We start from the raw sequence: 20,559 nt of genomic DNA on the forward strand, positions 1-20,559 counted from the left end.
TGGGTCGCCGGGCTGGCTATGCTCTGTGGGAATTGATGCGAGGCAAGGCCCCCCCGATGACGACAGGCAACAGACAAGACCCGGCCCCACCCTCCCACCGGATCCCGCGCGGGGTCTGGGTGCTGGGCTTCGTCAGCCTGCTGATGGACATCTCGTCCGAGATGATCCACAGCCTGCTGCCCCTGTTCATGGTGACCGTGCTCGGCAGCAGCGCCCTCACCATCGGGCTCATCGAAGGGATGGCGGAGGCCACGGCACTGATGGTCAAGGTCTTCTCCGGCACCTTGAGCGACTATCTGGGGAGACGAAAGGGGTTGGCTTTGCTGGGTTACGGGCTGGGAGCCTTGACCAAACCGCTGTTCGCCATCGCCACTGGCAGCGGGTTGATACTGACCGCTCGCCTGCTGGACAGAATTGGCAAAGGCATTCGGGGCGCCCCCCGCGATGCGCTGGTGGCCGACCTCACCCCCCTTGAGCTGCGCGGCGCCGCCTTTGGCCTGCGCCAGTCCCTCGACACGGTCGGCGCCCTGCTGGGGCCACTGCTGGCCGTCGGATTGATGCTGCTCTGGCACGATGATTTTCGCGCCATCTTCTGGCTGGCGGTCATTCCTGGACTGGCCTCGGTCGCCCTGCTTGCCATCGGCCCACGTGAACCCAAAGAGAGCGATGGGCGCGAGCGCCACAACCCCCTGCGGCGCGACAACCTGCGCCGGCTGGGTAAACCCTATCGCTGGGTGCTGCTGATCGGCGCCCTGTTTACCCTGGCCCGCTTCAGCGAAGCCTTTCTGGTGCTGCGTGCCCAGCAAAGCGGCATGGCGCTGGCACTGGTGCCGTTGGTCATGGTGGCGATGAATCTGATCTATGCCCTCAGCGCCTACCCGTTCGGCCGCCTCTCGGATCGCATGAGTCACCGCACCCTGCTGATCTGGGGATTGCTGGTGCTGATTGCTGCCGACCTGGTGCTGGCGGCCAGCACCCACTGGGGCGTGTTGCTGGCAGGGGTGATGCTGTGGGGCATTCACATGGGAATGACCCAGGGACTGCTGGCCGCCATGGTGGCCGCCACGGCCCCGGCGGATCTGCGCGGCAGCGCGTTTGGCTTCTTCAACCTCATCTGCGGCCTCGCCATGTTGCTGGCCAGCCTGCTGGCCGGCCTGCTGTGGGACCATCTGGGCCCCGCCTTCACCTTTTACGCCGGCGCCGCCTGCTGCCTACTCACCCTGCTGATCCTCTGCTGGTACAAGCCGCCAACATCCAGCACGGCACCATGACCCGAAAACACCGGCGGCTGGATAGCAAAAAGCCCCCGGCAACCAGGTTGCCGGGGGCTTTTCTGAAGATGGCGGAGGAGGTGGGATTTGAACCCACGGATGGTCGCCCATCGCCGGTTTTCAAGACCGGTGCATTCAGCCGCTCTGCCACCCCTCCGAACGGCGTGCATACTACGTCAGGCCCTTGTTCATATGCAATACATATTTGATTTGGGATAGTAGGGGGCAACAGGCTGGGGCGGGGCTTGAAATCAGCGCTCGTCATCCCGACATTCAGTGCATACAATGCGTTAACGAGGCGGATTGCCGCCTCACCCCGGAAATCAAGAGGACACCCAAGATGGATACCCGTTCTATCTATACCGGCACCCAGAGTGCCGCGCGCGATACCAACAAGGTACTGCGCAACACCTATATGCTGCTCTCCCTCACTCTTGGCTTCTCTGCCGTGGTGGCCGGGGTAGCCACCGTGATGAACATGCCGCCCCTGCACTGGGCCATCTTCCTCATCGGCGTCTACGGTCTGATGTTCCTGACCGAGAAGAATCGCGAAAACGGCATGGGGCTGGTGTTCACCTTCGCCCTGACCGGTCTGCTGGGCTACAGCCTCGGCCCCATCATCAACATGTACATGAACAATGGCGGCGGCGAGATCGTGATGACCGCGCTCGGCGGCACCGCGCTCACCTTCTTCGGTCTGTCGGCCTATGCCCTGACCACCAAGCGTGACCTCTCCTTCATCGGCGGCATGCTGTTCGTCGGTTTCTGGGTACTGCTGGTGGCCATGATCGCCAACATCTTCCTGCAGATGAGCGCCCTGAGCCTGGCCCTGTCCGCCATGTTCATGCTGTTCTCCTCCGGCGCCATCCTGCTGACCACCCAGCAGATCGTGCGCGGCGGCGAGACCAACTACATCTCCGCCACCGTCACCCTGTACGTCTCCATCTACAACATCTTCCTGAGCCTGTTGAGTCTGCTTGGCGGCAACCGCAACTAATCAAACACCCCGCTTCGGCGGGGTTTTTATTGGCACCTGTTTCTGTCAGGATAAGTTGTAAATCAAGGATATGAAGCGAAGTGGCCCTGATCCAAATCAGGGCCGTTTCGTTGTTGACCGGTTATGCTCTGGTTTTCGTTTCGCTCAAGGGTTGCGCTCTCCCATGCCCATGGATTTCTCTGGCCTGTTGCGCCGTTTGCTGACTGACAGTCATATCTATTTCGCCCTCAAGGTACTGCTGGCCATCATGGGGCTGCTTGCCTTCACCCTGGCGACCGGCGACATCCAGCTCACCGTGCTGCTCTCCCTCGGGGTGGTGGCCGGCGCCATCGCCGAGACCGACGACAGTCTGTGGGGCCGGGTCAAGAACCTCGCCATGACCCTGCTCTGCTTCCTGTTCGCCTCCCTGTGCGTGCAGTACCTCTTCCCCACGCCCTGGCTGTTTGCCCTGGGGCTGGCGGGCTCCACCTTTATCTTCGTGATGGTGGGGGCGCTCGGTCAGCGCTACGCCACCATCAGCTTCGGCTCCCTGCTCATCGCCATCTACACCATGCTGGGGGCCGCCAAGGCGCCGGATCTCTTCTATCAGCCGCTGGCCCTCGGCGCCGGGGCACTCTGGTATGGCCTGGTGTCGCTGGTCTGGCTCTGGCTGCTGCCCTACAAGACCCTGCACGAACAGCTGGCCCAGAGCTACTTTGCCCTCTCCCGCTATCTGCTGGAAAAATCCCGCTTCTTTCCGGCCGACGAGCACGGCGCCCAGGCCATTCGTCACAACCTGGCCCAGCTCAACATCAACCTGGTCAACGCCCTGACGCTCACCAAGTCGGCGCTCAACGCCCGTCTCAGCACCCGTCACCGGGCCTCCCCCGAGCTGGCCAGCCTGCTGCGCCTCTACCTGCTGGCGCTGGAGCTCCACGAGCGGGCCACGTCCAGCCACTACCCCTACAGCAAGCTGGAGGCCGAGCTCAAGCAGGGCATCGTGCTTGACGGCTTCCAGGAGGTGTTCCTGCAGCTCTCCGAGGCGTGTCAGCGGCTCGGCTACGCCATCCTGGTGCACAAACCCTATGCCCACAACAAGCGCATCCACTGGACGCTGGAGGCCCTCGGCGATCAGCTGGAGTTCACCCACCTCAAGCAGCACTACCCGAAAACCCTGCTGACACCGATGAAGTTTCTGCGCCGCAATCTGGCCAGCATCAACCAGCTGCTGGCCAGTGCCGAGGAGCTGCAAAATCCCGAGCAGGCCCCGCAAAGCCTGCCGCCCCTGGCCCGGCCCGCCCGCCTGCCGCTGCTGACCCAGCTCAAACAGCACCTGACCCCCAACTCCATGGTGTTTCGCCATGCCCTGCGCCTGTCCCTCGGGCTGGTGGTGGGCTATGGCATCCTGCAGGCGTTTCACCTGGACAAGGGCTACTGGATCCTGCTGACCGTGCTGTTCGTCTGTCAGCCGAGCTACAGCGCCACCCGCCGCCGGCTGGTGCAGCGCATGCTCGGCACCTTCGCCGGCCTGCTGGTGGGGATCCCGGTGCTCTGGCTGTTCCCGGAATTGCACGTACAGCTGGTGGTGATGGGGCTGGCCGCCTTCCTGTTCTTCACCCAGGTGCGCAGCAACTACAGCGCCGCGGTCTGCTTCATCACCCTCTACGTGTTGATGGCGTTCAACCTGCTGGATGGCATCGGCTTCGCCATCCTGGGGCCGCGCATGCTCGATACCCTCCTCGGCTGCCTGCTCTCCTACGCCCTGGTGGCCTGGCTGTGGCCGGACTGGCAATACAAGCGGCTGCCGACCCTGATCGCCAATTCGCTCTCGGCCAACGCCCGCTATCTCTCGGCGGTGCTCGCCAGCCTGCAGCAGCAGCGGGATGAGTCCATCGACTACCGGGTGGCGCGCAAGAGCGCCCATCTGGCGGACAGCGAGCTGGCCATGGCCTGGCAGAGCATGCTGGTGGAGCCGCAGAAGCGCCGTCGCTTCCTCGACCTCTGCTTCACCCTCACTTGGCGCAACCACGCCCTGCTCTCCTACATCTCGGCGCTGGGGGCACATCGCGACAAGCTGGAGGCCATCGGCGAGCTGGACGAGATCAGCCGTCACCTCAGCCACACCCTGGAGCGGGCTGCCGGTCACCTGGCGGGAGAGATGCCGGAGCAGATCGAGGGGCAGTGCCCGGTCATCACCCCCGACAGCAGCGAGGAGCAGCTGATGCTGACCCAGCAGCTCAACCTCATCAGCCAGCTGGCGGATGAGTTGCTCACCCTGGCCAACGAGAGCCGGTTGCTCACCCGGGAACAAGGCGCTACCATGCCCGCCCAATCCTGACAGGCCACAAGGAGCCCACCATGTCCGAGCATCACCAGCTGGAATTCAACGGCCAACTCATCGAAACCGATGCCAAGGGTTATCTGCTCAACAGCAACGACTGGAGCGAGGCGCTGGCACTGGTACTGGCCGAGCAGGAAGGTATCGTGCTGGAGGAGCCGCACTGGGAAGTGGTGCGCTTCGTGCGCGCCTTCTATCTGGAGTTCAACACCTCCCCCGCCATCCGCGCCCTGGTCAAGGCGATGGAGAAGCAGTACGGCCCCGAGAAGGGCAACAGCCGCTACCTCTACAAGCTGTTCCCGGAAGGCCCCGCCAAGCAGGCCACCAAGATTGGCGGCCTGCCCAAACCGGTGAAATGCATCTAAAAAAATACCGCGCCCATCCAAGATGCAGCGCGGTATTTTTTTACCTTGTCGACCCTGTTAGGGGTTGTAAGCCACCACGGAACCACTCAAGCCGGTCATCTGGCCGATGCGGCTCTGCATGCCCTGCAGCTTGGCCTTGGAGACATCCGGCCCGATGAAGACCCGGTTGAGCTGACCCTGGACCGGAGTACGCGGCGAGGTGTGCGCCGAGTAGCCCGCAGCCCGCAGCTTGCCCACCAGCGCATTGACGCTGTCGACGTTCTTGAAGGCGCCGAGCTGCAGGATCCAGCTGCCCTGGGCCGGCGCAGTAGCGGCAGGCGCCGAGGCTGTCGTCGTGGTCGGTTGTCCCATCTTGCTGGCGATGAGATCGTCCATCGACTTGATCTGGCCCGCCTGCGGCTTGTTCTCAACCGGTTTTTGCACCTCGACCGGCTTGGGCGGCACCACCTTGGGCTTGGGCTGCTCCACCGGCTTCTTGGCGATCATTTCAGGCTTGGGCTGGGGCTTGACCACAGGCGCAGTTACGGGCTGGGTCACCGGCTTGGCGGCCGGTTGTTGCACCGGAGGCTGGCCCTGCTTGGCCCCCAGGGTTACCGGCTCGGGCACCTCTTCCACCTGCCACTGCTCGGCGGCAGAGGCCTGCTGCTGGCTGGCCAGGTGCTCCGCCGGCAGGGTGCTGGCGGCCGATACCTGCAAGGCGGGCTTGGCGGGCTCCAGCTCCGGGCGCAGCGGGATCTTGGCAAACGCCTCTTCCTTCTGCTCCAGCTTGTGGCCGTCCATCAAATCCGGCAGAAAAATGACAACCAGGGCCACCAGGATGACGGTGCCCACCAGACGGTTTTGAAACTTAGAGGCCAAGTTGAATCCTACCTTTACGTAACTCAATATGCGATTCGGCTCCCCGCCAGAGGGCCGGGGAGCCGGGGTGTGGCCTAGACGGCGACACCCGCCAGAATGTCGGCAACAGTGTAAAACGAACCAAACACAATGACCATATCATCAGGACTCGATGCGGCCAATGCGGCAGCATAGGCCTGCCCCACGCTGTCAAAGGTGGTCGCCGGCCCCCGCTCGCTGCCAAGGGCGGCCGCCAGCTGGGCCGCGCTCGCCGCCCGCGGTCCAGTCAAGCTGGCCAGATACCATTCACCGATGAGACCATCGAGCTCGGCGAGCGACCCCGCCATGTCCTTGTCTTTGAGCATGCCAACCACGGCACGGCGCACGCCGGTGCTGGGCATTTTGTGCAGTTGAGCCGCCAGATAAGCCGCCGAATGGGGGTTGTGGGCCACATCGACGATAACCAGCGGCGAGGTTTGCAACTGCTGCATCCGGCCAGCCAGTCGGGCATTGGCCAGCCCTTGCCGAATAGCCTCTTCCGGTAGCGGCAGACCAAGGGACTCCAGCGCTGCCAGCACGGTTACCGCATTCATCAACGGCAGGGCCGGTTTGGGCAGGTCGCGCCACTGATGAAGGCCGTGATAATCCCAGCCGGTGGCGTGCTCATCACCACGAAAATCGATGCCGACCTGACGCAGGCAGGCGCCGAGGCGGGCAGCCTCGCTGGCGATGGTGACGGGCGGATTGGGCTCACCGCTGATGGCGGGTTTGCCGGCGCGATACACCCCCGCCTTCTCCACCGCCACCGCCTCGCGGGTATCCCCCAGCCAGTCGCAGTGATCGAGCGCAATGGAGGTGATCATGGCGACATCGGATTCCACCACATTGGTGGCATCGAGCCGACCGCCCAGCCCCACTTCCAGCAGCAGCACGTCCGGCGCGGCACGGCGGAACAGCCACAAGCCGGCCAGGGTGGCGAACTCGAAGAAGGTAAGGGCAATCTCGCCGCGGGCCGCTTCCACCTCGGCAAAGGCGGTGCAGTGATCGCTGTCGGCCAGTTCGGCCCTGTTGATCCGCACCCGCTCGGTGAAGCGCAGCAGATGGGGAGAGGAGTAGACGCCGACCTGATAGCCGGCTTCCATCAGTATGCTGGCCGCCATGGCACAGCTGGAGCCCTTGCCGTTGGTGCCCGCCACCGTGATCACCTTGAACGGCAGTTGGGTAAGACCCATGCGGCGGGCGACAGCGCCGACCCGATCCAGCCCCATGTCGATGTTGACCGGGTGGATCTGCTCCAAATAAGAAAGCCAGTCGACCAGCGACCGGCTTTGGGATTGTTGCATGTTGGAACTCATCTTCACTCTTCGATGACGTGAGTATTCAGCATTTTGGCGAGCAGGCTGGCCAGACGGTTGCGCATCTCGCGGCGATCGATGATGAGGTCGATGGCGCCCTTCTCCAGCAGGAACTCGGAGCGCTGGAAGCCTTCCGGCAGCTTCTCGCGCACGGTCTGCTCGATGACGCGCGGACCGGCAAAGCCGATCAGTGCCTTGGGCTCACCCACGTTGATGTCACCCAGCATGGCCAGACTGGCGGAGACGCCACCCATGGTGGGGTCGGTCAGCACGGAGATATAGGGCAGGCCGGCCTTGGAGAGGCGGTCCAGCGCCGCACTGGTCTTGGCCATCTGCATCAGGGAGAACAGCGCCTCCTGCATGCGGGCACCACCCGAGGTGGAGAAACAGACCAGACCGCGACCTTCCTTGATGCTCTCCTCGACGGCGCGCACGAAACGGGCACCCACCACGGAGGACATGGAGCCACCGATGAAGGAGAACTCGAATGAACAGGCGACGACCGGCACCCCCTTGAGGGTCCCCTTCATCACCACCAGCGCATCTTTTTCTCCCGTCTCTTTCTGGGCGGCAGACAAACGATCCTTGTAGCGCTTGGAATCCTTGAATTTCAAGACATCCTGCGGCTCCAGCTCGGCACCGATCTCGGTGCGGCCCTGCTCGTCGAGAAAACTCTCGAGGCGGGCACGGGCGCTGATGCGCATATGATGATCACACTTGGGGCACACTTCGAGATTGCGCTCCAACTCTGCCCGGTAGAGCACCTGTTCACAAGCACTGCACTTGGTCCACACCCCTTCCGGAATGTTGTGACGACGAGGTGTAGTGATCTTGCTCTTGGGAAGGATCTTCTCAAGCCAGCTCATGGAATTCCTTAATGCTTTTGTGCCTGACAAAACGCATCGAGCCTAGATTGTTCAATGACTTAATAGCTCGATGGCAATAAATGACGGATCATTAAACCACAAATTTTCGGGGCCAGTTACTAAAAACTGGTCGTACCCGGTGCCGAGTCCGGCAGCCACAACGGGCCCAGCGGCATCCGCGGCAACCCCAGCTCCGCCGGGTAATCCACGTCCACCAGATAGAGTCCCCCCGCCTTGGCAGTCGGGCCCGCCAGGTTGCGATCCCGGGCGGCCAGCACCTCGGCAATCCACTCCACCGGCTGGAGCCCCTGCCCCACCAGCAGCAGGGAGCCGGTGATGTTGCGCACCATGTGGTGCAGGAAGGCGTTGGCCTTGATGTCGAGCACGATGTAAGGGCCGGAGCGGCTGACACACAGGTGCGTCACATTGCGCCACGGGGTGTTGGACTGGCAGGCGACGGCCCGGAAGGTGCTGAAGTCGTGCTCCCCGAGCAGGCTCTGGCCCGCCTGGTGCATCAGATCGGCATCGATGGTTTCGTGGTAGTGACTGACGCCACTGCCGAGGATGGCCGGCCTGAAGTTGTGGTTGTAGATGACGTAGCGGTAGCGACGGGCGGTGGCGCTGAAGCGGGCATGAAACCCCTCGTCTACCTGCTTGACCCAGCGCACGGCGATGTCCGGCGGCAGGTTGGAGTTGAGACCCAGGGTCCAGGCCCCTTCGGCGCGATTCGCATCGGTATCGAAGTGGATCACCTGGCCGGTAGCGTGGACACCGGCATCGGTGCGCCCTGCGCACTGGATGGAGACGGGGTGATTGGCGATCCGGCTGAGGGCCTTTTCCAGCTCCTCCTGTACGCTGATCACTTCGCGCTGACGCTGCCAGCCGAAATACCGGCTGCCGTCGTATTCAATACCTAGGGCAATTCGCATGGATAAACTTGTCTTCTGATGAAAAGGGGCGGTGAACGAAACGGGGCGGATTATACGCGCCTCGCCTCAAAAATCCCAAATAGCAGCGTCCAGGCCAGACCAGGCGCCAGAAACACCGATGCCAAAAACAAGGGGCAGCCCATCGGCTGCCCCTGCTTTCACCACTATGCTCTGGCTCTCTAGCCAAGGCGCTTGAGCAGCTTCTCGGCCTCGGCCCGTTGATGCTCGGTGCCCTGCTCCGCCGCTTCTTGCAGCAGTTCGCGGGCGCTATCCTTGTCGTCGATCTCGAGGTAAGCCCGGGCCAGATCCAGCTTGGCACCCACCCCGCCATCGTCGGCATCCACGTCAAACCCGGTGGACTCCGGCAGCACCTCGGGGAAGCCATCCAGCCCCACATCCAGCGAGAAGCCCTGATAGGGTTCCTGTTCGGTGGTGGTGGCGTCGGCCTCGGCCAGCAGCTTGTCGATCTCGACATAACCGCTCTCCTGTGCCTGCTCCCGTGGCTTCACTTCGCCCGGATGGGACTCCACCTCGGCGAAGGCATCCTCAAAATCGGCCAGGGCCAGCTCGTTGGGATCCCACTCCAGATCTGCCGCGGCCTCCTGTTTCCCCTTGGTGGGCTCGGGCTCTAGCCCCAGCTCCGCCAGCAGCTCATCGGCGCTGGCGTCGGCCGTGGCACTGGCTGCCTTGTCGGCGCCCGGCTCGGCAAAGGCGGTCTCGAAGTCGCTCAAATCGAAGGAGGCGAGATCCTCGTCGCTGACCATGGGGTCGGCATCGGGTTGACCGTCATCGCTGCCGTCCAGCGCCAGATCGGCTTCCAGATCCGCATCCAGCTCGGCGAACAGGGCTGCCTGCAGCTCCTCTTCGCTCATGATCTCGTTGCCAGCCTTGGGCTTGGGATTGAATTCGCTGGCAAGATCCAGATCCGGCTCGGAGTCGAGGGTGATGGACTCGTTGTGGGCCAGATCCAGCTCGGGCACTAGATCCGGATCCCGGATGGCGGCCTTGGCAGGCGGGGCCGGCTCGGCATCGAAGCTGGCCAGGTCCATCTCGCCATCGTCGCTGAACACCAGATCGGCCGGCGCGGCAGGCTCTTCCACCGCCATGTAGCCATCCGGCGTGTTGAGATCCGGGCGCGGTCGTACCGGCTCATCGTCGGTGATGCCGACCGTCATCAGCTCGTCAAATTCGCTGCTCTCCTGATCCATCACCATGGCGGTGGATTCGGACAGGCTCTTCTCCTGCTCTTCCAGCTCCCGGCGAGCACGCGCCCGCAGCCACAGGGTCACCAGCGCCAGCACCAGCAGCACCGGCAACAGGATGATCATGGCCAGGTTGAGCGGCGAGGAGAGCAGGTCCATCAGCCAGTTCTGCTTGGGCTCGGGGGCCGGTGCCACCGGCGGAACCGGTTTGGCCTTGAGCTCGGCAATCTCTTTTTGCAGCGCGGTCTGATCCTGCAGCTGGGCCTTGAGGGTCTCCACCTCTTCGGTCAGGGATTGCAGCCGCAGCTTGAGCCTGTGGTTCATCTCGGTGACCTGGCCGAGCTGGGCGTTGGCATCTTCCAGTGCCAGTGCCATCTCGGTGGAGGGCTTGCCGACCGGTTGATTGACATCGGCCGGCAACGGCGCCGGTGCGCTGGCCGTGGCGGCGCTGGTGGCAGCCGCCTGGCTGGCTACCGGCTCGGGAGCCTTGGCGACCGCCTTCACCTCGGTGGCCGGCTGGGGCGTCTCCACCTTGGGTGCCGGGGCAGGAATGGGCGCCGCCTTGGCGGGCGCGACCTTGGCTACCTCGGGTTTGGCCGGCTCGGCCGCCTTGGTCGGGACCGCTTTGGTGGTCACCGGCTTGGCCGGCTGGGTATGTTTGCTCGCCAGGTATTTCGGGCTCAGCCCTTTCCAGCTGGCGTTGTCACTGCGGAATTTGGCGCGGGCCTCGGCATCGGTGATGACGCTGGCCTCGGCGGTGGTGGGCAGCTGGATGCGCGAACCCACCAGAATGTGGTTGATGTTGCCGTCGGCGAAACTGCGGGGGTTCTTCTCGTAGATCGCCACCATGGTCTGGTAGACGCTGACACTGCTGGAGGGGCGGTACTTGCTCGCCAGGCTCCAGAGGGTGTCGGTGGGACGAATGGGGCCATAACTGCCGGCATTGCTCGCGACCTGCCGCACGATCGGCTGGGCCGTGGCTCGGCTGGGTTGAGACGTGGCGCGGGGAGCGGCGACGGGTTGTGCCAGCGGCTGGGAATTGACGGCGGGCGGAGCCGGCTCGTCCGGGCCTTTGAGCTCAACAAAAAAAGGCTCCCGCGCCGAGTCTTCGGCCTGGGCCGTGCCCAGCAGACCCAATGCGAGTAGCGTTGCCAATGTTATGCGGGAATGTCCCATATTCGTTCCTTCGTATGACGGCCCTATCACATTGAAAAATCTGGATAGTTACCCCAAAACAGTCGGTTCAATATAAATCAGGCTCAGGTTGCAAGCCAGCAGTCCGACACATTTAGCACCCAACTTGCCCCTGAGTGTAGGAAAAAACTTAATCAGTTGATATCGCGAAAAATTCTCGGGGCTGCAGAGTGCGCCCCCGGTCACATCCACCCCATGGGTGCACAGGCTGGCAGCCTGGCGGATTTCCCTCCCCGCCAGGCCAATGGACCCGACGATCAGAGGTAATCGCGCACCAGCAGTTCGGCAATCTGCACGCTGTTGGTCGCCGCGCCCTTACGAACGTTATCGGCCACGATCCACATATTTATACCGCAGGGGTGAGAAATATCCTGGCGAACCCGGCCCACCAGCACCTCGTCCTTGCCGGTTGCGTCGCGCACCGGGGTCGGATAGTCGTTCTCGTCGTCAAACAGGGTGACGCCCGGCGCATTGCGCAGCAGCTCTTTTACCTGTTCGGCGTCCAGTGGCTGGTGCAGCTCGACATGGACCGCCTCGGCATGACCATAGAACACCGGTACCCGCACGCAGGTGGGGTTCACGGCGATGCTGGCATCCCCCAGGATCTTCTGGGTCTCCCACACCATCTTCATCTCTTCCCGGGTGTAGCCGTTGTCGGTGAAGCTGTCGATCTGCGGGATCAGGTTGAAGGCGATCTGCTGCGGGTAGAGGCTCGGCTCCACTGGACGACCGTTGAGCAGGTGGGCGGTCTGGCCCGCCAGCTCGCTCACCCCCTCCTTGCCGGAGCCGGAGACGGACTGATAGGTCGCCACGTTGATGCGGGCGATACCTACTTCATCGTGCAGCGGCTTGAGCGCCACCAGCATCTGGATGGTGGAGCAGTTGGGGTTGGCGATGATGTTGCGGTTGCGAAAATCGGCCAGCGCATCCGGGTTCACTTCCGGAATGACCAGCGGGATGTCTTCGTCGTAACGGAAGCAGGAGGTGTTGTCGATGACGATGCAGCCGTGCTCGGCTGCAATCGGCGCCCACTTGGCAGAGACCTCGGCCCCGGCGGAGAAGAGGGCGATCTGCACCTGGCTCCAGTCAAACTCCTCCACATCCAGGATCTCGACGTTCTTGCCGGCAAAACGCACCGTGTCGCCGGCGCTGCGGCTGGAGGCCAGCGGATAGAGGGTGGCGATCGGGAAGGCACGCTCTTCCAGGATCTCGATCATCGCCTCGCCCACGGCGCCGCTGGCGCCCAATACCGCTACGTTGAATTGCTGACTCACTGCTGTTCTCTCCTATGATGGTGCCGGTGACGCGCGCTGGCATCACCGCTGGCAGGCGGACCTGCCTGATAGCGGGTCTGGCGTCGGGCCAGACCGGGTATGGGTGGGACAAGGCTCCCGCTCCTTCAAGTATGTAAAGTGTTCAGTCTGGCTGACAGACAAACCCGAGCCGGGCCAGGGCAGCGCCGGCAAACGGCCCTTTCAGCTGCAGGGAAGAGAGCTCGCGCCGCTCCGGATAGTGTTTGCGCTGCTCATCGAAGCTGCCCGCCACACCGAGTCGGTTGCGAAAACGGGCGTCATCGCGGCGCACGTCATAAATAAGGTGGACCAGTTGCTTGATCAATGCCTGATCCGCCGGCTGGCCCGGCGTCACCTCGCGCACCTCGGGGGTCGGCAGCAAGCTCTGCAGATCCTGGCGCGGTGTGCGCCCCAGCTGCCGGCACAGAGCCTCATAGAGCATCCAGGTACCGCGGGCCTTGCCTTCCAGGCTGTAACCCGCGATGTGCGGGGTTGCGAGCTCAGTGTGGGGCACCAGGGCCTGCAGCGGCTCCGGCTCCCCTTCCCACACGTCCATCACCAGCCGCAGCGGCGCCTGACTCTGCTGGCGCGCCAGCAAGGCCCGGTTGTCCCACACCTCGCCACGGGAGGCGTTGATGAGGATCTGCCCGGCCGGGCGGGCGGCAATCTGCGCCGCATCCAGCAGGTGGAAGGTGGCGTCCGGCCCCTGGTGGGTGATGGGAACGTGGAAGCTGACGATGTCGGCGCCGAGGGCCTGCTGGTAGTCGACAAACTGCGCCGCCTCGTTGGCCTCGGCGGCGCGGGCACGGGGCGGATCGCAGCGCAGCACCCGCATGCCGAGGGCCTCGGCCTTGCCTGCCACACACTCGCCGGTGTTGCCGGCGCCGATGACCGCTAGGCTCATCTCGCTCAAGTTGAGCTCATGGCGCTCGGCCAGCACCAGCAGGGCGGAGAGCACATAGTCGCCGACCGAATATTTGTTGCAGCCGGGGGCGCTGAAGAAGGGAATGCCCCGCTCGGCCAGCAGCCCCTTGTCCACGTGATCGGTGCCGATGGTGGCTGTGCCGACGAAGCTCAGTCGTGGGCAGCTGGCCAGCAGTGCGGCGTCCACCCGGGTGACGGAGCGCACCAGCAGCACGTCGGCCTCTTGCAGATCCGCCGCCTGCATCTGCCTGCCGGGCAACGGGATGACCTCGCCAAATTCGGCAAACAGCTCACGGGCGTGGGGCATATTTTCATCAACGACGATCTTCATCGGGCTCTCTCACTTCGCTAGCGGCCACAAGCGCGCCATTCTAGCCCAAACAGACCGAAGTTTCAGATGCTTATTCATCCATGAGCGGCCGCCGCCGCGACTTTCTGGCGGGAGCCTGCGCGCTGCTGACTCATCTCTGCTCAACCGAGTGGCGCGGCCTGTACAAGCAACCTCGGATGCTCCCCCTCGCCACCAGCCGGATTGCACTCGGCGGGTCAGCCATCACCACACTCATTTGTAACCCCGTGTTACAGCGAGCGGGCGCGACTTGACCGACCGGACTGGGCTGGCACAATGGCGCCTCTTTTTTTGCTGCCCAGGAATGGGCACCTTGCCGAGCCCCGTTATGCCGACTCACGCCTCTTCCCTGCCGCGCCGCCAGGTGCTGTGTTTCAGTGCCGCCCTGATCCTGCCGCTGCTCCTGCTGGCCTGCCTGCCCTGGCAGCCGTTCATGAGCCAGGCCCTGCACTCGGACTGGCTCTGGTGGCCCTACGCCCTCACCCGCATGGTGGATGTGCCCGGTATCGCCGTCAGCATCCTGGCCCTGCTGCTGCTGACCCGACACAAGCTGACGCTGAGCCTGCCGGCGCTGCTGGCCCTCGGCGGCGCCCTGTTTGCCGTGCTGGCCGGCGACTGGCTCATCAAGAGCCTGATCAAGCATCTGACCGAGGAGCCCCGCCCCTACCTGCTCTGGCTGGAGAGCCAACAGCTGATCCCCGCCATCCAGCAGTTCTACGCCGGCAAGGTGGAGGTGCGCAGCGAGCAGGTCCATGCCGCCAGCCAGCTGCTGGCACTGCCCGAGTGGCTCGCCAACCACTGGCAGGCGGAGGTGAACTACGCCTTCCCCTCCGGCCACAGCATCGCCGCCATGAGCCTGGCCCAGTTCTTCGGTCTGATCTGGCTGGCGCGCGCCCCTGCCGGCGCCTGGCTGCTGCCACTGTGGGCCATCGGTGTCGGCCTCTCGCGCATGCTGATCGGCATGCACTGGCCGCTGGATGTGCTGGCGAGCGCCCTGCTCGGCAGCCTCACCGCACTGTTCGCCGCCCGCTGGTGGCTGCGCCATTACTGACATCTGCACGACACAAAAAAACGGGCACCTGCGGGGGCCCGTTTTGTTGCAAGCCTTTGATGCTGGCCACTCAGTTGCTGGCGCTCGCGCCTTGCCACCCTTCGGGGTACTTGTAACCAACGAAGCGCTTGGCGGCATAAGCCTTGAAGGCGGCCGAGTTGTAGGCCGCAGCCACATCCTTGGCAAAGGGCTTGTCCGCATCGGCACTTTTTACCACCACCCAGTTGATGAAGTCGTAGCTGCGCTCAAGGAACAGGCCTGAGCTGAAGGGAATGCCGCTTGAGGCGGCAAAGTTGCCGTTGATGACCGAGAAGTCCACGTCTTCGCGCGAGCGGGGCAACTGGGCCGCCTCCAGCAGCACCAGCTTGAGGTTGTGCGGGTTTTCCACCACGTCGAACTCGCTCGCCTTGAGCGGGTTGATCCCCTCCTTCAGAGTCAGCCAGCCCAGGTCCTGCAGCATCAGCAGCGCCCGCGCCTGATTGGTGGGGTCGTTCGGAATGGCCACCGTGCTCCCCTCCTTCACCGCCTTCAGCTCTCCCAGTTTGCCGGCATAGAGGCCCATGGGGCCGGTCGGTACCTGGGTGATGGGGGCAAGCGACAGCCCCCGATCCTTGGCAAAGCTCTCCAGGTAGGGCTTGTGCTGGAAGCAGTTCACGTCGAGCGAGCCGTCGGCCAGCGCGATATTGGGGGTCACGTAGTCGGTGAACTCCACCAGTTTGACCTGGTAGCCCTTGGCTTCGAGCTGCGGCTTGATGGAATCGGTCACCATGTCGGCAAAATCCCCTACCGTGGTGCCGATGACGATCTCCTGTTTGGCCGGATCGGCAGCCAGCGCGGCCAATGGCAGAGTACCGGCCAGCAGGGCCAGGGCGGAAAGGGCAAAGAAGGAACGACGCTGCATAAAAACTCCCTGTAAACATTTCAACGGCTGGCGCGATGACAGAGTCGTGCTTGAACCACCGCAACCATCTAGCCATCCAAACGGCTAATTAAGCACACCATAACAGAGCCGTTTCTCTTCGCCAAGCAACAAAACCGGGCAAGCTTTACCGGATGGCAGTGAAGCCCGGCACTCAGCTCTGCCGGGTACCCATGACAAGAAATCTTTGATAAACCACACAGTTATTGCTTGACCCCCTCCCCAAGCCGGCCTTAAGTGACTTATTGTGGTCACTTGATGGCTGTTGTATTTGATTAACCTTGTTATTCAATCAGCAAAGGAATTGCAGTGGACACATATCTGGGAGTCAATGCTCACATTTTGCAGGCTGAGCATATTTCATACATGCAGCAGACTGCCGCACAGTTATTATTCCAAACAGGGATAGTTTCTAGATCGTGATACGTCTTTTACAACTGGATTTATTGTAATGACAGGTGGTCACTTGAAGGATAAAGAGAAAATTGCGGTCTTTATCGATGCAGATAATGCGCCAGCCGGCAAGATGGACAGGGTATTGTCAGAACTGGCTCGTTATGGTGTAGTCAATATTCGTAAGGCATATGGTAACTGGAAAAACCCAACCCTCAAGTCATGGGAGGAAATACTGCACGAGTTTGCAATTCAACCAATCCAGCAATTCGACTTGACCAAGGGGAAAAATGCCACCGATATGGCACTGGTGATTGATGTCATGGATGTTCTCTATACCAAGGATGTCGACGTTATTTGTCTCGTCTCTTCTGACTGTGATTTCACCCCACTTGTTACTCGATGTCTGGCTGATGGCAAGTTTGTGATCGGGTTTGGCGAACGGAAAGCCCCGATGCCTTTCGTCAATAGCTGCTCTCGTTTTCTCTATCTGGATGCCGAGTTGCAGGATATTCAAGAAGAGCAGCCAATTGCCAAACAAGCCAAGAACCTCAAGAGTGATACACGCCTCATCAATTTACTCAGGCAAGCCATTGAAGCAGTAGAGGAAGGCGGTGGCTGGGCAAGATTAAGTCCAATTGGCAGCCATATCTCAAACCATGCCTCATTCGATCAACGAAATTATGGATTTAAAAAACTCAGTGATCTGTTCATGGCAATTGATCTGTTCGAAATGAAGAAAACTGACAACTCGGTACTATGGGTAAGAGATAAAAAGCGGGCATCCCAATTAACCAAATCCAAATGAAACGATGGTCGTTTTTTTCGATTGGCAGGCTGACATAAGGAAAACGCCTTACCTCAGGCTTTCATTGTATGGCCAGGCTGCAACTAAATTTACATTTTGCATTACTTTATTTTTGACCTGTTCCAGCCCTGCCGGTAGTTTGCGGAAGTGATTCGCATAGCCACCCGAAACGTAACAGTTACCACCTTCAGGAGTAACCATGACCCCCAAACAACATCTGCTCGCCAAGGCCATCTTTATCGTTGCGACCATGCTCTCCCTCGCCATGATTGCGTTCGTTGCCTGGGCCGTCGTCACGGTCAGCCCGCTCCACCCGGCTGACATAGCACCATCGCAGAGTCTCAGCCTTGGCCTGGCAACCGCCATCGCCCTGTTTGTGCTCGCCTTCAACTATGTGGCCTACCGCGGGCTCACCGAACAGGTGACGGCCTTCAAGGTGGTCTTCTGGTGCTTCGTCGCCCTGCAGTTGTTCGCCTTTCCGATCGGTACCGTCATCGCGCTGACCCTTATCTATCTGTGGAACCAGTCGCGCGCACCCCTCGCCCGCCCACTCGGCGCCACTGTCTCACTCTGATCCGGGAGAGTATCCATGCTGACCACCACGAACACCGGCCTGCTGGTCGTCGATATTCAGGGCAAACTGGCCCGTCTGGTCGAGGAGAGCGACGTCCTGATCGCCAACACCGCCAGACTGGTGGCGGGGGCCAGACTGCTGGGCCTGCCGGTTGTCTGGCTGGAGCAGAACCCGGACAAGCTCGGGGCCACCGTGCCCGAGCTGCAGTTGATGCAGGCAGGCGATCTTGTGCTGCCCAAGCACAGCTTCGGCGCCCTGGGGGAACCGGCGCTGGCCGACGCCCTCGCCCGCCAGGGCGTCAGCCACTGGCTGGTGTGCGGCATCGAGGCCCATATCTGCGTCTACCAGACGGTGCAGGGATTGCTGGACGCGGGCAGCCAGGTGTCGCTGGTGGTGGATGCGGTGTCGTCGCGCAGCACCGCCAACCGGGAGCTCGCCATCCACAAGCTGGCGGCACACGGGGCCGAACTCACCTCGGTGGAGATATGCCTCTACGAGCTGCTGGGCGATTGCCGCCATCCGGCGTTTCGATCCATTCTGGGGTTGATCAAATAGCCGTCCCTGCCGACCAGCTACTCCATTCGACACGGCGCCATTACTAGCGCTGATCAAATAGCCTCCCCCTGCCGACCAGCGACTTCATCCGACACGGCGCCATTGGCGCCGTGTGGCTTGCCTGTATTCACCCTCACTCTCCTTTCGATCTCGGCAGCCCCCGCCAGCACGGGGCGCCTCCCATTTCGCGCCGCTCCGCCCGCCCCCTTTCGCAGCGGCCCCACCACCAAACGTTAACGAATGGTTAATAACAGGTTGATCTACAAAGATAAATATCAACACCAGCCAGCTGAGAAAAGTTCTCAATACACCACACAAAAGGATTCACAGGAACCCCCAGATGGTCTGTAAAATATTTGTTGTGGGATTTTTTTGAGCCTTATCTCAGAATCAAAACGAGTGCTTTTTGACTCTGTTTTTCCCGTGTATAGATGCCAGTCGCACCCAGGACGGTGCGATATAAGATGGAGTTTATGAATGAGAAAAACATCGTTAGCGTTGGCAATCTCGGCCCTGCTCTCGGCCCTGCCCATCGCTTCAGTTCAGGCGAGTGAGAGTTGCACCCCATTGACCGGCAAGGAAGCCGGCCTCGATACCGGCCGCAGCAGCGCAGCGCGCTGCCTGCCCGGCATCAACCCGCTGCAGGATCAGCAGTGGCACCTGCTCAACAGCGGCCAGAATGCCTTCAGCCCCCGCGGCGGCGTGGCAGGCAACGACCTCAACCTCTGGTGGGCACACCGTACCGGCGTACAGGGTCAGGGCATCAACGTAGCCGTGGTGGATGACGGCCTGGCCATCGCCCACCCGGACTTGGCCGACAATGTGCGCCCCGGCTCAAAGAACGTGGTGACCGGCAGCAGCGACCCCACCCCGACCGATCCGGACAGTGCCCACGGCACCTCGGTCTCTGGCCTGATCGGGGCGGCCGACAACAGCATCGGCACCCTGGGGGTGGCGCCCCGCGTCCAGCTGCAGGGGTTCAACCTGCTGGATGAGCGCAGCAAGCAGCTGCAGAAAGACTGGATCTATGCGCTGGGCGGCAGCACTGCCACCGCCGACAACCGAGTCTTCAACCAGAGCTACGGCATGAGCCTGGTGGATCCGCAAAGCGCCAGCGGGCTGGATCAGGTTCAGCTCGATCGCCTGTTCGAGCAACAGACCCAGCAGGCACAGGGTGCGGCCTACATCAAGGCGGCAGGCAACGGCTTCAACCGCATCGCCGCGGGTGACTACATGTTCAGCCGCACCGGCGTCCTGCCCAAGCTGCCGTTCGAGAACAGCAACATAGACCCCTCCAACAGCAACTTCTGGAACCTGGTGGTGAGCGCCATCAACGCCGATGGAGTGCGTTCCTCCTACTCCAGCGTCGGCAGCAACGTCTTCCTGAGCGCCCCCGGCGGGGAGTACGGTACCGATGCGCCGGCCATGGTGACCACGGATCTGCCCGGCTGCGACATGGGCTACAACCGCACCGACGATCCCAGCACCAACCGGCTGCACAACAACCCGCAGCTGGATGCCACCTGTGACTACAACGGCGTGATGAACGGCACCTCGTCGGCCACCCCCAACACCTCGGGCGCCATGGCGCTGCTGATGTCCGCCTACCCGGATCTGTCGGTGCGGGATCTGCGCGATCTGCTGGCCCGCAACGCCACCCGCATCGATGCCGGCCAGCAGCCGGTCCAGGTCAGCTATACCGCCGCCAACGGCCAACCCCGTCAGGTCACCGGCCTGGAAGGGTGGGAGCGCAACGCCGCCGGCCTCTGGTACAGCCCCACCTACGGCTTTGGCCTCATCGACGTGAACAAGACCCTGACGGCCGCCGCCAACCACACCCCGCTGCCGCCACTGGTGCAATTGCCGGCTCAGAAGATCACGGTGCCGCGCAGTGAAGGGAGCATCGCGGATGTGGGCAGCAGTGCCACCCGCTCCAGCACCCAGGTGGTGCAAGCCTTGACCGTGGAAGCGGTCCAGGTCACGGTGAGCCTGGATCATCAGCGCCTGCCCGACCTGCTGATCGAGCTGGTCTCCCCGTCCGGCACCCGCAGCGTGCTGCTCAACCCCAACAACAGCCTGGTGGGGCAATCCCTCGACCGGCAGCAGTTGGGTTACGTGCGCACCAAGGGGCTGCGCGACATGCGCATGCTCTCCCACAAGTTCTATGGCGAAGCGGCCCAGGGCGAGTGGCGACTGGAGGTGACCGACGTCTCCAACAGCAGCCGCCAGCTGACGCTGGTTGACCTCAACACCAACCGCCGCAGCACCCTGACCGAGCGCAACAACAGCCAGCCGGGTCAACTGCTCAACTGGTCCCTGCGGGTGATCGGCCACGATGCCGCCCGCTCATGATCACAAGGA

General features: G+C 62.4%; 17 protein-coding genes and 1 tRNA gene. 9 read left to right on the forward strand and 9 right to left on the reverse strand.

Going from position 1 to position 20,559, the window contains the following annotated elements:
• Positions 1 to 56: 56 nt before the first annotated feature.
• Positions 57 to 1,271 (forward strand): MFS transporter, encoded by a 1,215-nt coding sequence (locus E5E97_RS18470; protein WP_171280742.1) that lies wholly within the window; start codon positions 57 to 59, stop codon positions 1,269 to 1,271.
• Positions 1,272 to 1,340: 69 nt separating this feature from the next.
• On the opposite strand, the gene E5E97_RS18475 is transcribed toward E5E97_RS18470, so the two are convergent.
• A tRNA-Ser gene (locus tag E5E97_RS18475) sits at positions 1,341 to 1,428 on the reverse strand.
• Between the two features lie 183 nt (positions 1,429 to 1,611).
• Between E5E97_RS18475 and E5E97_RS18480 the strand changes: the two genes are divergently transcribed.
• The 3 genes from E5E97_RS18480 (at position 1,612) to E5E97_RS18490 (ending at position 4,950) form a co-directional block, all read left to right on the forward strand.
• The gene (locus tag E5E97_RS18480; protein WP_016351136.1) at positions 1,612 to 2,268 is read left to right on the forward strand and encodes a Bax inhibitor-1/YccA family protein; all 657 of its coding nucleotides are present in this window, start codon (positions 1,612 to 1,614) and stop codon (positions 2,266 to 2,268) included.
• A 163-nt stretch (positions 2,269 to 2,431) separates the two neighbouring features.
• On the forward strand, positions 2,432 to 4,585 hold the full coding sequence (yccS, locus tag E5E97_RS18485) for a YccS family putative transporter (RefSeq protein ID WP_171280743.1): 2,154 nt from the start codon (positions 2,432 to 2,434) through the stop codon (positions 4,583 to 4,585).
• Between the two features lie 20 nt (positions 4,586 to 4,605).
• On the forward strand, positions 4,606 to 4,950 hold the full coding sequence (locus tag E5E97_RS18490) for a TusE/DsrC/DsvC family sulfur relay protein (RefSeq protein ID WP_011706490.1): 345 nt from the start codon (positions 4,606 to 4,608) through the stop codon (positions 4,948 to 4,950).
• A 57-nt stretch (positions 4,951 to 5,007) separates the two neighbouring features.
• On the opposite strand, the gene dedD is transcribed toward E5E97_RS18490, so the two are convergent.
• The 7 genes from dedD to E5E97_RS18525 all read right to left on the reverse strand — a co-directional run bounded on the left by dedD (position 5,008) and on the right by E5E97_RS18525 (position 13,880).
• Complete coding sequence (gene dedD / locus E5E97_RS18495) at positions 5,008 to 5,808, reverse strand: cell division protein DedD (protein WP_171280744.1); 801 nt, start codon at positions 5,806 to 5,808, stop codon at positions 5,008 to 5,010.
• 74 nt (positions 5,809 to 5,882) lie between these two features.
• On the reverse strand, positions 5,883 to 7,142 hold the full coding sequence (gene folC, locus E5E97_RS18500) for a bifunctional tetrahydrofolate synthase/dihydrofolate synthase (protein WP_171280745.1): 1,260 nt from the start codon (positions 7,140 to 7,142) through the stop codon (positions 5,883 to 5,885).
• Between the two features lie 2 nt (positions 7,143 to 7,144).
• The gene (gene accD, locus E5E97_RS18505; protein ID WP_011706493.1) at positions 7,145 to 8,008 is read right to left on the reverse strand and encodes an acetyl-CoA carboxylase, carboxyltransferase subunit beta; all 864 of its coding nucleotides are present in this window, start codon (positions 8,006 to 8,008) and stop codon (positions 7,145 to 7,147) included.
• 119 nt (positions 8,009 to 8,127) lie between these two features.
• Positions 8,128 to 8,937: a tRNA pseudouridine(38-40) synthase TruA gene (gene truA / locus E5E97_RS18510; RefSeq protein WP_024944513.1), complete on the reverse strand. Its 810-nt coding sequence runs from the start codon at positions 8,935 to 8,937 to the stop codon at positions 8,128 to 8,130.
• A 179-nt stretch (positions 8,938 to 9,116) separates the two neighbouring features.
• Positions 9,117 to 11,315, reverse strand: a complete 2,199-nt coding sequence (locus tag E5E97_RS18515) for a FimV/HubP family polar landmark protein (RefSeq protein WP_171280746.1) — start codon at positions 11,313 to 11,315, stop codon at positions 9,117 to 9,119.
• 275 nt (positions 11,316 to 11,590) lie between these two features.
• Complete coding sequence (locus E5E97_RS18520) at positions 11,591 to 12,607, reverse strand: aspartate-semialdehyde dehydrogenase (protein WP_016351142.1); 1,017 nt, start codon at positions 12,605 to 12,607, stop codon at positions 11,591 to 11,593.
• Positions 12,608 to 12,749: 142 nt separating this feature from the next.
• Entirely contained in the window at positions 12,750 to 13,880 is a 1,131-nt protein-coding gene (locus E5E97_RS18525; protein ID WP_139748793.1) for a 4-phosphoerythronate dehydrogenase, read from the reverse strand.
• Between the two features lie 322 nt (positions 13,881 to 14,202).
• Between E5E97_RS18525 and E5E97_RS18530 the strand changes: the two genes are divergently transcribed.
• Positions 14,203 to 14,949: a phosphatase PAP2 family protein gene (locus E5E97_RS18530; protein ID WP_011706498.1), complete on the forward strand. Its 747-nt coding sequence runs from the start codon at positions 14,203 to 14,205 to the stop codon at positions 14,947 to 14,949.
• Positions 14,950 to 15,019: 70 nt separating this feature from the next.
• Here the strand turns inward: E5E97_RS18530 and E5E97_RS18535 are convergent, their stop codons facing one another.
• Entirely contained in the window at positions 15,020 to 15,850 is an 831-nt protein-coding gene (locus E5E97_RS18535; protein ID WP_171280747.1) for a MetQ/NlpA family ABC transporter substrate-binding protein, read from the reverse strand.
• A 469-nt stretch (positions 15,851 to 16,319) separates the two neighbouring features.
• Here E5E97_RS18535 and E5E97_RS18540 point away from each other — a divergent pair, with 469 nt between their 5' ends.
• From E5E97_RS18540 to E5E97_RS18555, 4 genes are all read left to right on the forward strand, one after another.
• Positions 16,320 to 17,069 (forward strand): NYN domain-containing protein, encoded by a 750-nt coding sequence (locus E5E97_RS18540; protein WP_253265102.1) that lies wholly within the window; start codon positions 16,320 to 16,322, stop codon positions 17,067 to 17,069.
• Positions 17,070 to 17,268: 199 nt separating this feature from the next.
• A complete protein-coding gene (locus E5E97_RS18545; protein WP_171280748.1) occupies positions 17,269 to 17,643 on the forward strand; it encodes a hypothetical protein in 375 nt (124 codons plus the stop codon).
• Between the two features lie 15 nt (positions 17,644 to 17,658).
• A complete protein-coding gene (locus E5E97_RS18550; protein WP_171280749.1) occupies positions 17,659 to 18,198 on the forward strand; it encodes an isochorismatase family protein in 540 nt (179 codons plus the stop codon).
• Between the two features lie 477 nt (positions 18,199 to 18,675).
• The gene (locus E5E97_RS18555) at positions 18,676 to 20,550 is read left to right on the forward strand and encodes a S8 family serine peptidase (RefSeq protein WP_171280750.1); all 1,875 of its coding nucleotides are present in this window, start codon (positions 18,676 to 18,678) and stop codon (positions 20,548 to 20,550) included.
• Positions 20,551 to 20,559 lie beyond the last annotated feature (9 nt).

The sequence above is a fragment of the Aeromonas sp. 2692-1 genome (assembly GCF_013085505.1).
Classification (GTDB): domain Bacteria; phylum Pseudomonadota; class Gammaproteobacteria; order Enterobacterales; family Aeromonadaceae; genus Aeromonas; species Aeromonas hydrophila.